Source organism: Leptothrix toolikensis (SeqCode) (assembly GCF_057922285.1).
In genome coordinates, this window is record NZ_JBYSVC010000066.1 from 1 (window position 1) to 13476 (window position 13476).

The 13476-nt window shown below is 60.7% G+C and carries 14 protein-coding genes, 1 tRNA gene and 1 pseudogene; 10 read left to right on the forward strand and 6 right to left on the reverse strand.

Annotated elements, in window-relative coordinates; genetic code table 11:
* The 3 genes and pseudogenes from AC3VI7_RS09770 to AC3VI7_RS09780 all read left to right on the forward strand — a co-directional run.
* Positions 1–315 (forward strand): annotated as a pseudogene (locus AC3VI7_RS09770) (DNA repair protein RecN); the annotation flags it as partial.
* 52 nt (positions 316–367) lie between these two features.
* The gene (gene rapZ, locus AC3VI7_RS09775; protein ID WP_489667849.1) at positions 368–1282 is read left to right on the forward strand and encodes an RNase adapter RapZ; all 915 of its coding nucleotides are present in this window, start codon (positions 368–370) and stop codon (positions 1280–1282) included.
* Positions 1279–1887: an LON peptidase substrate-binding domain-containing protein gene (locus AC3VI7_RS09780; protein ID WP_489667848.1), complete on the forward strand. Its 609-nt coding sequence runs from the start codon at positions 1279–1281 to the stop codon at positions 1885–1887. The genes rapZ and AC3VI7_RS09780 overlap by 4 nt, the downstream gene beginning before the upstream one ends.
* On the opposite strand, the gene mutY is transcribed toward AC3VI7_RS09780, so the two are convergent.
* The 3 genes from mutY to mutM form a co-directional block, all read right to left on the reverse strand.
* Positions 1877–2941 (reverse strand): A/G-specific adenine glycosylase, encoded by a 1065-nt coding sequence (mutY, locus tag AC3VI7_RS09785; protein WP_489667847.1) that lies wholly within the window; start codon positions 2939–2941, stop codon positions 1877–1879. The genes AC3VI7_RS09780 and mutY overlap by 11 nt on opposite strands.
* A gap of 13 nt (positions 2942–2954) precedes the next feature.
* Positions 2955–5024 carry a dynamin family protein gene (locus AC3VI7_RS09790; protein ID WP_489667846.1) on the reverse strand — a complete coding sequence of 690 codons (2070 nt, stop codon included), beginning with the start codon at positions 5022–5024 and terminating at the stop codon, positions 2955–2957.
* Positions 5025–5143: 119 nt separating this feature from the next.
* Complete coding sequence (mutM, locus tag AC3VI7_RS09795; protein ID WP_489667845.1) at positions 5144–5977, reverse strand: bifunctional DNA-formamidopyrimidine glycosylase/DNA-(apurinic or apyrimidinic site) lyase; 834 nt, start codon at positions 5975–5977, stop codon at positions 5144–5146.
* Between the two features lie 57 nt (positions 5978–6034).
* On the opposite strand from mutM, the gene AC3VI7_RS09800 reads away from it, so the two are divergent.
* From AC3VI7_RS09800 to pth, 7 genes are all read left to right on the forward strand, one after another.
* Positions 6035–7858, forward strand: a complete 1824-nt coding sequence (locus AC3VI7_RS09800) for a tetratricopeptide repeat protein (RefSeq protein ID WP_489667844.1) — start codon at positions 6035–6037, stop codon at positions 7856–7858.
* 68 nt (positions 7859–7926) lie between these two features.
* Positions 7927–8442, forward strand: coding sequence for a lipoprotein insertase outer membrane protein LolB (locus AC3VI7_RS09805; RefSeq protein ID WP_489667843.1), 516 nt, complete (start codon positions 7927–7929; stop codon positions 8440–8442).
* Between the two features lie 30 nt (positions 8443–8472).
* The gene (gene ispE, locus AC3VI7_RS09810; protein WP_489667842.1) at positions 8473–9384 is read left to right on the forward strand and encodes a 4-(cytidine 5'-diphospho)-2-C-methyl-D-erythritol kinase; all 912 of its coding nucleotides are present in this window, start codon (positions 8473–8475) and stop codon (positions 9382–9384) included.
* Positions 9383–9459 (forward strand) — tRNA-Gln (locus tag AC3VI7_RS09815). Before ispE ends, AC3VI7_RS09815 begins: the two co-directional genes overlap by 2 nt.
* 109 nt (positions 9460–9568) lie before the next feature.
* Positions 9569–10531, forward strand: coding sequence for a ribose-phosphate pyrophosphokinase (locus tag AC3VI7_RS09820; protein ID WP_489667841.1), 963 nt, complete (start codon positions 9569–9571; stop codon positions 10529–10531).
* Positions 10532–10620: 89 nt separating this feature from the next.
* A complete protein-coding gene (locus tag AC3VI7_RS09825; RefSeq protein ID WP_489667840.1) occupies positions 10621–11253 on the forward strand; it encodes a 50S ribosomal protein L25/general stress protein Ctc in 633 nt (210 codons plus the stop codon).
* A 96-nt stretch (positions 11254–11349) separates the two neighbouring features.
* Positions 11350–11946 carry an aminoacyl-tRNA hydrolase gene (pth, locus tag AC3VI7_RS09830; RefSeq protein WP_489667839.1) on the forward strand — a complete coding sequence of 199 codons (597 nt, stop codon included), beginning with the start codon at positions 11350–11352 and terminating at the stop codon, positions 11944–11946.
* Here the strand turns inward: pth and AC3VI7_RS09835 are convergent.
* The 3 genes from AC3VI7_RS09835 to rsmD are packed head-to-tail and all read right to left on the reverse strand — an operon-like array spanning position 11919 to position 13264.
* Complete coding sequence (locus tag AC3VI7_RS09835) at positions 11919–12173, reverse strand: YfhL family 4Fe-4S dicluster ferredoxin (RefSeq protein WP_489667838.1); 255 nt, start codon at positions 12171–12173, stop codon at positions 11919–11921. The two genes, pth and AC3VI7_RS09835, sit on opposite strands and share 28 nt — an antisense overlap.
* 2 nt (positions 12174–12175) lie before the next feature.
* Complete coding sequence (gene coaD, locus AC3VI7_RS09840; protein ID WP_489667873.1) at positions 12176–12679, reverse strand: pantetheine-phosphate adenylyltransferase; 504 nt, start codon at positions 12677–12679, stop codon at positions 12176–12178.
* Positions 12680–12688: 9 nt separating this feature from the next.
* Complete coding sequence (rsmD, locus tag AC3VI7_RS09845; RefSeq protein WP_489667837.1) at positions 12689–13264, reverse strand: 16S rRNA (guanine(966)-N(2))-methyltransferase RsmD; 576 nt, start codon at positions 13262–13264, stop codon at positions 12689–12691.
* Between the last annotated feature and the right edge of the window lie 212 nt (positions 13265–13476).

Below are 13476 nucleotides of genomic sequence, written 5' to 3' on the forward strand. Positions count from 1 at the left end.
GAGGTCGATGCGGGGATCGGCGGCACGGTGGCCGAAACGGTGGGGCGGCTGATGCAGCGCTTGGGTCAAGCTCATCAAGTCCTCGCCATCACCCACCTAGCGCAGGTGGCGGCCTGTGCGCACCAGCATCTCATCGTCAGCAAAACCAGCCAAAACGGCACGGCACGCAGCCACATCGCCACCGCCCATCTGGGCATGCAGGTGGAAGAGCTATCCCGCATGTTGGGGGGGCATCCCCGCTCAGAAGTGGGTTTGGCCCATGCGCGCGACATGTTGGCGACCCTTGCACCCCACGGTCAACGTGAGTTGGGGTGACAATGCAGCGCCCTGCCATGGTGGCCGATGGTGCCGTTAATTTTCTTCGTCCATGAACACCTCCGTTGCCTCTTCTTCCCCACCCACCATCGCCCCGGTGGTGCTGATTGCTGGCATTTCCGGTTCAGGGAAAACCGTGGCTTTGAATGCCTTGGAGGACGCAGGTTACTTCTGCGTGGACAACTTGCCGCCCGAGTTGTTGCGTGAGTTCCTGAATCTGGAACGCATCAAAGGCACCCCGCTGATCGCCATCGCCGCCGATGTGCGCAGTGCCCTATCGCTGCCGATCCTGCTGGCCATGATCGAGGAGCTGCGCCGCAGCGGTGTGCGCTTGCTGCCGATCTTTCTCGATGCCCGCACCGAAGCGTTGGTGCCGCGTTTTTCTGAAACTCGGCGGCGTCATCCGCTGTCCTCCCAAGGCCTGCAAGACGACGCCACGCACACCCGACTGATCGAAGCCATCCGCCATGAGCGCGAGATGCTGGCAGGGCTGCACGAGATTTCGACCGTCATCGACACCAGCGATTTGCGCCCGGTGCAACTGCGCGCCTGGATCCGCCAACTCGCCGGGGCCGCCCAGGCCTCCCTCACGCTCACCTTCGAATCCTTTGCCTTCAAGCGGGGGGTACCCCGCGACGCCGACATGGTGTTCGACCTGCGCATGCTGCCCAACCCGCACTACGTACCCGAGCTGCGCGCCCAGACGGGACGCGACCCAGCGGTGATTCGCTTCCTCGAAGCGGAGGCCGAAGTGGCTGAAATGCTCAAGCAGATTGAAGCCTTCTTGACGCACTGGTTGCCCTCTTTCACCCGCGATCAACGCTGCTACCTGACCGTGGCTGTAGGCTGCACCGGCGGCCAGCATCGTTCGGTGTACTGCGCCGAGCAACTGTCCAAACGTTTTCGGGAGCGCATTCCCACCTTGGTCCGACACCGCGAGTTGGAAACACGCGCAGCTGCCGGATGAAGCTGGCGCTGTTACCGCTCCAAGCCGTGCTCTTTCCGGAGGGTCGGCTCAATCTCAAAGTGGTAGAGCCGCGTTATCTGGCCTTGATGTCGAGTTGCTTGCGCAGCGGCCGTAGTTTCGGGGTCGTGACCCTGAAAAAAGGGCCGGACACTCCGGGCACGAACGATCCCTCCTTCGAGCCCATCGGCTGCCTGGCCGAACTGGTGGCTTGCGATGCCCCCGCCACCGAGGTACTGCATCTGCGCTGCCAAGGCGTGCAACGCTTCGAAGTGCATGCCCCGGCCTACGACGACAGCCAAGGGCTGTGGCAGATTGAGGCGCGGCTTATCGAGCCCGATCCGCTCTTGGCCCCATCCCTTGAGTTGCAAAGTGCAGCGGTGCAAGCCTTGGCCCGGGCCCTTCAAGCTTTTGAAGCTCAGGGCAAAACACCGCCCGTCGCACGCCCACATCGCTTTCATGACGCTGGCTGGGTGGCGAATCGCTGGTGCGAGTTACTGCCTATCCCGACGCCCTTGAAATATCAACTGATGGTGCTGCCCGACCCGCGCGCGCGCCTACAACTGGTGGACGGCTTCTTGCGCCGCCACGGCATCATCAGCGACTGAGCAATTTTTGCAGCGGTGCCGGCAGCGCCAGCCCCGCGAGCTCAGCCTTCGCGACCCAGCGCCCTGTGCTTCTGAACGAAGCCGAGGCCAACGGCACCTGCACCGGCACGGGATGCAAAAACCAGTCGAAATGGGTCAGTGCATGCTTGATGACCGGCAGCACCTGCACAGGCTCGACGCCGACGTGTGCGTCGATGTGTTCTTGGCAAGCTGCCGCACTATCCAACAACGGCAAGGTCCACAACCCCGCCCAGACACCTTGCTCAGGACGCTGCTCCAGCCAAACTTGATCGCCGGATTGCGCCCAAAGCCACCAGTTTTCGCGCCGCTGGCGCACAAGTCGCCGGCTTTTGGCCGGGTAGCGCAACGGTTCACCCGATTGCAGCCCATGGCATGAAGCGGCCATCGGGCAGCGCCCGCACGCCGGGTCACGCGGCGTACACAGCGTGGCCCCCAAATCCATCAGCCCTTGGGTGTAGGCCGGCATGAGCTGGGTGTGCTCGGGCAACAACGTTTCGGCCGCCGCCTCAAGGGCACGCTGGGTGGCCATGGTGCCGGGGTCGGCATCACACGCCAGCAAGCGCGAGAGCACACGCCGCACATTGCCATCCAGAATCGAAACCCGCTCCCCAAAACAAAAGGAAGCAATCGCCGCAGCGGTGGAGGGTCCGATGCCGGGCAAGCTCACCAATTGCGCGGCTTGCTGCGGAAAAACACCGCCATGCTTCATCACCACAGTCTGGGCGCATTGATGCAGAAAACGGGCTCGGCGGTAATAACCCAACCCAGCCCATTGCGCCAAGACATCGTCCAGCGGTGCTGCGGCCAACCGTTGGATATCCGGGAAACGCTGCAAGAAGCGCTCGAAGTAGCCCCGTACCGTCGCCACTTGGGTTTGCTGCAACATGATTTCCGACAACCAGACCCGGTACGGATCGCGGTCGCGCTGCCAAGGCAAATCATGGCGCCCTTGATGGCGCTGCCAAGTCACCAGATCCGGCGCAAAAACAGGTGCCAAGGCTTGGGCGCGCGCCGCCAACGTCGTCTTCAACATCGTTTGAATCTTTTCAGTACACCGCCGCACTAAGGGTCGGAATCTCGATATCCGGGCGTTGCTGGAGTGGCTGTGATGGCGGTGGCGATGACGCTTGCGGGAAAGAAAAATCCTGCTGGGTCGCGACACGCCGCGCCTCGTCAAACAAGAAGGCCAAGCGGCGCTCCATGTCGGTCACCCGCTGGTCGTAGGCTTCGAGCTCGCTCAGGCGCTGCTCCAACTCTCCCGCAGCACCGCGAATGCGCTCAAGGGCATCGCGCCGACGCTTGAACGCCCGACGACGATCCCGCAACTGCACGTCGATCTGGCCCGAGGCGCTGCGATTCCAGACCTCAATGTCATTACCGGCCCCTTCGAACACCACCCGCAGACGCGAAAGCAACATGCGGCGAAATTGTTCCAAAAAGCGCGGCTGCGACAAACGCAACCCCTGAGTCACGCCAAGGTACTGGGTGTAATTGCGCTCAATCAGCGAGAGATCATCCCGATAACGGGTCAGATCGGGCGGCGTAGCGGGCACCAAGCTGAAACCGAACTGGGTATTGAGCTGGGTGTAGGCCGAGGCGAGCAACTCCCGGATCTCGCGCCCTTCACGCTCGGCTTCTTCAAGCACCAACCCCAAATCGCTGAACAATTCTTTGAAGGCTTTGCGGGCACCAAGTTTGAAAAGCGACTCACGGATGGTGCGCATGGTGGCATCGACCAAGCGCCGCAGGGCATCGCCACCAATGCCGACTTGCAACTCTTTGAGCATGCGTGAATGCACTCCGCGCAGCGCTTGCAACTGCGCAATACAGCGCTCGAATTCGGCAGTTTCTGCACTGACACGGTCCAACAAAACCGTCACCTTGTGGACGTTTTTGCCGCGTAGACCGCGCAACTCCATGAGCTGATCCGTCAGCTGGCGACGCATATCGCCCAGATGATGGCTGGTCTGGCGCTCCACGTGCCCAAGAGCCTCAAGGGTCAGCTGCTCAAAAACCTGCCGCCGCTGCGGCAACAGTTGCTGAGCCAGTGCCTCTTCAAAGATCGGCAAGCGACTTTCAGTCAACAAACGGGGGTTGCCATCGATGCGCGCACTCAAGGCTTGGCGCGCCGAGACCGGAAAAACCCGCGAGGTCGGCACCTCCAGCATCTTGGCTACTTGGGCGCATTGCACTGTGATCTGCGCTTCGGTATGTTCGGGCGGCGACAAGGGATCAAACAAGGCGTCGATCTTGTTCAACACCACATAGCGGGTCAGAGCTTGGGAGGTGAGGTGGTCCTGCCAGATCTCCATATCGGAGCGCGTCACCCCCGTATCGGCCCCTAGCACGAACACCACGCCATGCGCACTGGGCAGCAACCCCACGGTCAATTCAGGCTCAGCCCCGATGGCATTCAGCCCCGGGGTATCAAAAACCACCAACCCACGTTTGAGCAAGGGATGCGGCACGTTGATCAACGCATGGCGCCACAACGGCACCTCGACGCGGCCATCACTGTTGAGCGGCGGATTGTCCCGTGGGCGGTCTTCGTTCCAAAAACCCAGCGCCGTCGCCTCAGCCAGCGTGGCCGGACGGGTATCCATGACGGCCGAGACCGCCTTGGCAAAAGCGGCCGAATCTTTGATATCCAACGGGGTATGCATCCAGACCCGGGGCTGGGCGCGCAGCTCGGCCAAGGAAGCCCCTTCAAGCCGGGTTTCGATGGGTAAAAGCGCCAGTCCAACCGGCTCATCCGGATCCCAGCCCAACTCGACGGGACACATGGTGGTACGGCCGGGCGATGCCGGCATGATGCGTCGGCCCGCATCGGAGAAGAAAATCGCGTTGATCAGCTCAGATTTACCGCGCGAAAACTCGGCCACGAAGGCCAACACCATTTTCTCTTCTGCAAGACGCTGACGCAGCGAATCAAGCAAGTCTTTAGCGGTCTCATCGAGCAAACTTTGCTCGCGCAAAAACCGCACCAAATCACGCAGGCGCACCTCCAAATTGAGGCGCCAGATGCCAAGAGCATCCAAGCTGCGAACAAAGGGGGTATGGGCGGATTCGGGAGCAAACTCGGACATCACCAAGCCGGTGGGGAAGGGTCCCGGCATGGTAACGCAAGGCTTTCACAAGGACGTAGCTCTTCGTGACACCAGCCAACGACAGCCACCGCCTGAATCGGGGGTACACAGCCCGACGGGCTCATGGCAATGCATCCGGCAACGGCCGATCAGCCCGGCTGGCAAGAGCGACAGAAATAGCTGGCTCGCTGACCTTGGACTTCCCTCTGAATGGGCTCAGCACACACTCGGCAAGGTTGTCCTGCCCGACCGTAGACATACGCCTGCCCTTGATAGTTGCCGTTGACGCCATGCGCGCTGTGGAAATCACGCAGCGTCGAGCCGCCAGCCTGCAGGGCCGTTGTCAACGTCCATCGGACGGTTTCGACCAGCCGTTCGCAATCTTTCAACGTCAAAGACCCGGCCGGTCGTTGGGGGGCGATCCGCGCCAGAAAGAGTGCTTCCGAGCAATAGATATTGCCCACACCCACCACCACATGACCGGCAAGCAACGCTTGCTTGATGCTGATGCGCCGCCCCGACAAACCCGCGAGTAACCCCTCAGCGGTGAAATCAGCCGACAAGGGCTCAACCCCCAGACGCGCCAGCAACGTGGCCGCCGGGGCAGTATCCAAGGCATCCGACCAAACCACCGCACCGAAACGACGCGGATCGGTCAGACGCAGATCGCCCCGATCCGTCACCATTTGCACATGGTCATGCCGCCCAGACTCGCCCAAAGCAGGCCCGAAACGCAGCGACCCCGACATCCCCAGATGCCACAACAACCCACCGGCTGAAGCCCCCGCAGCTTGGCTCATGGGCATCCAAAGGTATTTACCCCGACGCTGCACCGTCACGATCCGCAGACCCACCACCCGTGAAGGCGCGCACCCCAAGGGCCAGCGCAAGGCCTTGCCCAGCACAAGGTCACGCACCACGGCCCCACTGAGCACATCCAACAGACCCAATCGGGTCACTTCGACTTCAGGCAATTCAGGCATGCGACATTATCAGCGTCACCCACCACCCTAGAATCTCCGCCCTGAAGGAGTTCCCCCATGCCACTGCGTCCTCAAGTCCGGCCCTGGACCCCTCTGCTGCTGGCCGGCGGTTTGACGGTCCTAGGGCCATCCGTCCATGCTCAAACCCCGACGCCCGCCCCTGTGGTGGTGGGTGCTCATAGTTACTCAGCGCTGGATGCTGATTTGTTTTATCAGCTGCTGGCGAGCGAAATCGAATTACACCGTGGTGACGCCGGCTCGGCTTACCCCTGGGCTTTAGAAGCAGCGCGGCACAGCCGCGACGATGTCTTGTTTCGGCGAGCGGTCGAAATTGCCATCAGCAACCATGCCGGTGAACAAGCGCTCAGCGCCACGCGCCTATGGCGTCAAACCTTGCCGCGCTCGGTGCATGCACTCGACACCCAAGCGGTGGTTTTGGTGGCCCTGGGCCGAGGAGCAGAAGCGGCCGAGCCGTTGCGCTTGATGCTCGACATCACGCCCGCAGCGCAGCGTCCTGCTGCCATCAGCGCTTTGGCACAAATGATGCTGCGCAGCCAAGACAACAAAGCCACCGCTCAGTTGCTGGAAGATGTGCTTAAACCGTGGCGCGAATCCCCCACCACCCGAGGCGTGAGCCTGATGGCGATGGCCCGTGCTTGGGCCATCGCTGGCGACACAGATCGAGCCCTCAAGTTGGCGCAACAAGGTCAAAAAGCACAACCCCATTTAGACGCTGCGGCGCAGCTTGGGTTGGATCTCATGGAGGCTGACCCGCGCGCCGAGGCCCTGATCACCACCCATCTTCGCGAAGCCTCCGAGGGCAATGCGTCGATCCGCATCGGCTACGCCCGCCGCCTGACCCGCCAGCATCGCTACACCGAGGCTCTGACTCAGGCCGATATCCTGACCCGAACCAGCCCGGACATGGCCGCAGGTTGGCTGTTGCTCGGTGCTTTGCAGATCGAAGTGAGCCAGCCGGCAGCCGCGATACCGTCCTTGCAACGCTTTTTGACGCTGGATGAGAAGAAAGCCCCGGCAACAGCCCCCGAGCATCCGAACCCTTCAAGCGAAGACGACGAGCTCAACGTGCTTGACGATGAGCGGCCCGACCACCGTGAGCGGGCGCAGGCGTACCTGATGCTAGCCCAAGCTGCCGAGCAAACCAAAGACTACGCCGCCGCCCAAGATTGGCTGCAAAAACTCGGCGAAACCGGCGACAGCAGCAATGTGTTGATCCGCCGAGCCTCCTTGTTGCAGCGTCAGGGCCGCTTGCAAGAAGGCTTGCAACTGATCCACACCTTGCCCGACACCACACCCAGTGAACTTCGGCTGCGCATCGGCAGCGAAGCTCAATTGCTGCGGGATGCCCAAGCCTGGCAACAAGCCTATGACGTGCTGGCTCAAGGCAATCAGCGACTTCCCGATGACGCCGATCTACTCTACGAACAAGCCTTGGTGGCAGAGCGCTTGCAGCGCCAAGATGAGATGGAACAACTCCTGCGCCGGGTGATCACCCTCAAGCCGGACCATCACCACGCCTACAACGCGCTGGGCTACAGCTTGGCAGAGCGCAACGAACGGCTTGAAGAAGCACGCGATCTGATCGCCAAAGCCTTGACCTTGGCCCCCGACGAGCCTTACATCACCGACAGTCTGGGTTGGGTTGAATTCCGTATGGGGCACCGTCCGGAAGCCCTTCGGCTGCTGCAAAAAGCCTATGGCTATCGCCCTGATACCGAGATTGCCGCCCATTTGGGCGAGGTCCTGTGGGCCGATGGCCAGCAAGAAGAAGCCCGGCGTATCTGGCTCGATGGGCAGAGTCGAGACGACCACAACGCCGTCCTGCAAGAGACGCTCCAGCGCCTCAACGTCAAGCTGTGAGGCTCAACGTTCTGCGCAGCTGGGTCGCCTTCGGGGCGCTCACCATGCTCGTTGGATGCGCAACGCCTGTGCGACCTCCACCGCCATCGCCACCGATCACGGCGATCAGCCCCAGCGCCCCAGCGCTCAGCGGTCGGCTCGCTGTTTTGGTGGTCAACGATGCGAGTCGATCCTTCAACGCCGATTTCGAACTCAAAGGCACGGCTCAAACCGGCCAACTGCTGCTGAGCGGCATGCTGGGTACTCGCTTGGCTGAAGCCCAATGGAACCCCTCGACGGTACGTGTCAACACCGGAAGCGAGCAGCACACCTTCCGTGATCTGGACCAGATGGCGCTTGAGGTGCTGGGTGAGCCCATTCCCTTGGCCGCCTTGTTCGATTGGTTGCAAGGCCGCCCTTGGCCCCAAGCACCGAGCCATCCGCTCCCCTTGGACGCTCAGGGTTTCAGCCAGATCGGCTGGACGGTGGACTTGCAGCGTTTCGATGAGGGCCGGGTCATCGCCCAAAGAGCCGCCATCCAGAGCGCGAGCGCAGTAGCAGCCCAACCCGAACTGCTGATCCGCGTGCGCCTTGACCGGCCTTGACGCCCTTTTCACCTCCCATCCAAGCGCGCTATGTCTCCCCAGGCTTTCCTCGATGTCCCGGCCCCAGCCAAGCTGAATCTGTTTTTGCATGTCCTTGGCCGCCGTCCCGATGGCTATCACCTGCTTCAATCGGCCTTTATCCTGATCGACTGGTGCGACATCCTGCATGTCGAGCGCAACGCCTCGGGACGCTTGAGCCGCACAGATCTTGGCGTACCCTTGCCGGCCGATGATCTGTGCCTCAAAGCCGCGCGGCTCTTGCGAGAGTTCAGCGGTACCTCACAAGGTGTGGACATCACGATCCAAAAAAATATCCCCGCCGGGGCCGGCCTAGGGGGCGGTAGTTCTGACGCAGCCACCACCCTGATCACCCTCAATCGGTTATGGGGCCTGCACTATCCACGCCATGTCCTGCTGGACCTAGCGCTCCAACTGGGGGCCGATGTGCCGTTCTTTGTGGGTGGACGCAATGCATGGGTCGAGGGCATCGGCGAGCAACTCACCCCGCTGGATCTACCCGTAAGCACCTTCATGGTGCTCAAGCCCGCCGCATTCATCCCCACGGCCGCAATTTTTTCAAATCCCCTCTTGCCACGCAACACATGTCCAACTACAATATCGGCTTTCCTTGAGAAGCCTTTCGCTTTTGGGAGCAACGACTTGCAAGCTTGTGCTGAAGCACATAGCCCAGAAGTTGCTCAAGCGCTCAAGCTGCTTGGCAGCTTCGGCAGCAAAAGTCGAATGAGTGGCTCAGGAAGTGCAGTGTTCGTTCAAATCAAGCAGGCTTCTCAAGAAGCGCTTGATGCACAAAAGCAGCTTTTGGTGACGCTGCCCAGTGATTGGACGCACCGCATGTGTCACAGCTTGGTCCGGCATCCGTTGCTAGATTGGGTCAGCGACAAAGACAAGTTTCAAGCCAACCTTTCGGGGTTAGCTGTGTAGGGGAGTCGCCAAGTTGGTTAAGGCATCGGATTTTGATTCCGACATGCGAAGGTTCGAATCCTTCTTCCCCTGCCAAAAGTTATCGACGGTCTGATCACCGTTCGTTCATGGCTCGTAAGCGCCCGCCGGAAACGGTGGGCGTTTCTTCTTCGGCTCTCCACCGAATCACTCCGGGATCGACAGCATGCTCGCCGACACCGTCCTCTTCACGGGCAACGCCAATCCGGCGCTGGCCCAAGAAATCGCCACCGAACTGCGCGTTGACATGGGTCAAGCCAGCGTTGGTCGCTTCTCAGATGGTGAAGTCACCATCGAAATCCAGCAAAACGTTCGTACCCGCGACGCCTTCGTCATTCAGCCGACCTGTGCGCCCACGAACGACAACTTGATGGAATTGTTGTTCATGGTGGATGCCTTGAAGCGCGCTTCGGCCCGCCGCATCACCGCCGTGATCCCCTACTTCGGCTACGCCCGCCAAGATCGCAGGCCACGCTCAACGCGGGTACCGATCAGTGCTCGCGTGGTGGCCAACATGCTCGAAGCCGCAGGTGTGAACCGCGTGCTGACCATGGATTTGCACGCCGATCAGATCCAAGGCTTTTTCGACATCCCGGTCGATAACATCTACGCCTCGCCGGTGCTGCTCTCCGACTTGCAAAGCAAGCGCTACGAGAACTTGGTGGTGGTTTCGCCCGACGTGGGTGGCGTGGTGCGCGCGCGCGCGCTGGCCAAGCAACTGGGTTGCGATCTGGCCATCATCGACAAGCGTCGCCCCAAGGCCAATGTTTCCGAGGTGATGCACGTCATCGGTGACATCGAAGGCCGCAACTGTGTGGTCATGGACGACATGATCGACACCGCTGGCACCTTGGTGAAAGCGGCCGAAGTGCTCAAGAGCCGAGGGGCCAAGAGCGTCTACGCCTATTGCACGCATCCGGTTTTTTCCGGCCCAGCCATTGAGCGCATCAAAGCCTCGCATCTGGATGAAGTGGTGATCACCAACACCATTCCGCTGGCACCGCAAGCCAGCAACACATCCAAGATTCGTCAGCTGTCCGCCGCTTTCTTGTTTGCCGAAACCATCCGTCGTATTTCGGACGGTGACTCGGTAACGTCCTTGTTTTCGGAACAGAACAACAACTTCTGATCCGATCGTTACCGCTGCGGGCGTGAGTTTGCAGCGGTTTTTTCGGGTACTTGGTCGCGGGTACCTTCCATTCTTCGTTGGAAAACATCATGAAATTCGTCGCTTTTACGCGTGAGCTGCAGGGGACCGGAGCGAGCCGCCGCCTGCGTATCGCTGGTCGTGTTCCCGGTATCGTTTACGGTGCTGGTTCCACACCTGCCAACATCGAACTCGATCACAACGCCCTCTTTCACGCCCTGAAGAAAGAAGCCTTCCATTCCTCCATCCTAGAGATGGATCTGGCTGGTCAGGTCGAGAAGGTGTTGCTGCGCAACGTGCAAATGCACGCTTGGAAGCAACAAGTGCTGCACATCGACTTCCAGCGCGTGGACGCCACCACCCGCATCCAGAAGAAGGTGCCGCTGCACTTCATCAACGAAGCTGAATCGCAAGCTGTCAAGTTCGACAAGTGCCTGATCAATCACATCATCAGCGAACTTGAAATCGAATGCTTGGCTGAAAAGCTGCCTGAGTTCTTGACCGTCGATCTCGGCGTGCTGAGCAAGGGCCAGTCGCTGCACGTCAGCGACATCAAGCTCGACGCTGGCATCAAGGTCGTGACCCATGGCCGCAAGAACCCGGCTGTGGCGACGGTCGTGGCTCAAGAAGTTGAAGTGGTTGTGGCCCCGGTTGCCGCTGCCGCTCCGGTCAAGGGCAAGGCTGCTGCCAAGGGCAAGAAGTAATTCTTCCCCGGCACGGCGCATCCTGAGCGCTCGCATAAAAACGGCTTGCCCTGAACGGCAGGCCGTTTTTCTTTTCCTATCAGCCACACACAAACCATGATTCGGCTTTTTGTCGGCCTGGGTAATCCGGGTTTTGAATATGAGCAAACCCGCCATAACGCCGGGTTTTGGTGGATCGACCAACTCGCGCGGCCTTGGCACGCCACGCTGACGCCTGATCGCAGCTATCACGGTCTGGTCGCGCGGGTGAACCACCCCGGGGGGCCAGTGTGGCTGTTGCAGCCGCAGACTTTCATGAACTTGTCGGGTAAATCGGTCGCGGCTTTGGCACGATTTTTCAAGATCGCACCGCACGAGATCTTGGTGGCGCACGATGAGCTCGACTTGCCGCCCGGCCAGATGAAGCTGAAGCAAGGCGGGAGTGCTGCCGGTCACAACGGCCTCAAGGACATGCAAACCCAGCTTGGCAGCGCTGACTTTTGGCGTCTGCGCCTTGGTATCGGTCACCCCGGCGTGCGCAGCGCCGTCTCAGGCTACGTGCTGAGCAAGCCAGCGCTGGACGATCGCATCGCGATCGATCTGTGCATCGAGGCCTCGCTCAAGGCGACCGAGGCCTTCCTCGCCGGCGACATGGCCAAAGCCATCCTGCTGCTGCACGCCAAACCTCAACGGCCCAAGGACACCAACCGTTGATATTTGAGCTGCAATTGCTCGGGCGTTTCGATGTGCTCAGGGTTGACCGGAATGCATGACACCGGACATATCTGCACGCACTGGGGCGTGTCGAAATGCCCGACACATTCGGTACAACGATTCGGGTCAATCACGTAGTAGTGCGCTCCTTGCGCAATGGCGTCGTTGGGGCACTCGGGCTCGCACACATCGCAATTGATGCATTCATCGGTGATCATCAAAGCCACGTTCAGCTCCTTTCATGGCGTTGCGCGACTTTGGCTTTGAGCCGCTCAAGCACCGAAGGTGCCACGAACTTGGACACATCGCCGCCAAGCAGCGCGATTTCACGCACAAAAGTACCGCTGATGAACTGGTACTGATCGCTGGGTGTCAGAAAAAGGGTCTCCACCTCGGGCATCAATTGGCGATTCATGCCCGCCATTTGAAACTCATACTCGAAATCACTCACCGCGCGCAGCCCGCGCACCACCACTTGCCCGCCGTGGTTGATGACCAGATCACGCAACAAGCCATGGAAGGAAATCACCTCGACATTCGGATAGGCCACAGCCAGCTCGCGCGCGATCTCTAAACGCTCATCGGGGCTGAACAGCGTGCGTTTATGGTGCCCGGCAGCCACCGCGACGATCAGACGATCAAACAGCCGGCTGGCCCGACGCATCAGATCTTCATGGCCCAAAGTCATGGGGTCGAACGTGCCGGGATACACGGCGGTCAAACGGGGAAGCACTGACAAGCGTCACTCCTGTTGCAAGGGCGATGGTTCCAAAAGAAAGTAATGCACCATGCCGGCTCGGCCTGAGCGGCGCAAAGCCAAACCCAAGGGGGCCAAGTGGGCAGCGGACCAATCTCGGTCGGACTCTAAGTAGATCAAGCCGGCAGGCTGCAAGACCTTCAAGGCCGCGCGCAAAGCGGCTTCAAACAAGTCTTGGCCAAAAGGTGGGTCCAGGAACACCAGATCAAAGCGGTGAGCCCCAGCACCACCCCCACGCGACATCCAGGCCAAGGCGTCAGCACGATGGATCACCACCTGTGCGGCCCCCAGCTTGGCTTGGCTGGTATGCAGGCCCGCCACCAGACTGGGATCACGCTCCAGCAACACCACCGAGGCAGCGGCACGCGAAGCCGCTTCAAAGCCCAAGGCCCCCGTGCCGGCAAAGGCATCAAGCACCCGCCAGCCGGATAAATCCTGCCCGAGCCAGTTGAACAGGGTTTCGCGCACGCGGTCCGGGGTCGGGCGCAAGCCCGGCCGGTCCGGCACGGGCAGCTTGCTGCGCTTCCATAGACCGCCAATCAGGCGAACTTCGTGGGGCAAAGAGGCCTTAGCCCGCTTGGGGGGAGAAGAAAGAGGAGATGGTTTTGACACGTGGGTGATTGTAGACAGCGCACTGCCTACAATTCACGGCTCCTAAGGGCCTCCAAGCATGTTCAGTTTTTTCCGCAAGAAAACCCCACCTCCCGCCACAGCGCCTATCGCTGCAATGAGCCCAACGGCAGCGGTCACACCCACGCCCATACCCGCACCAG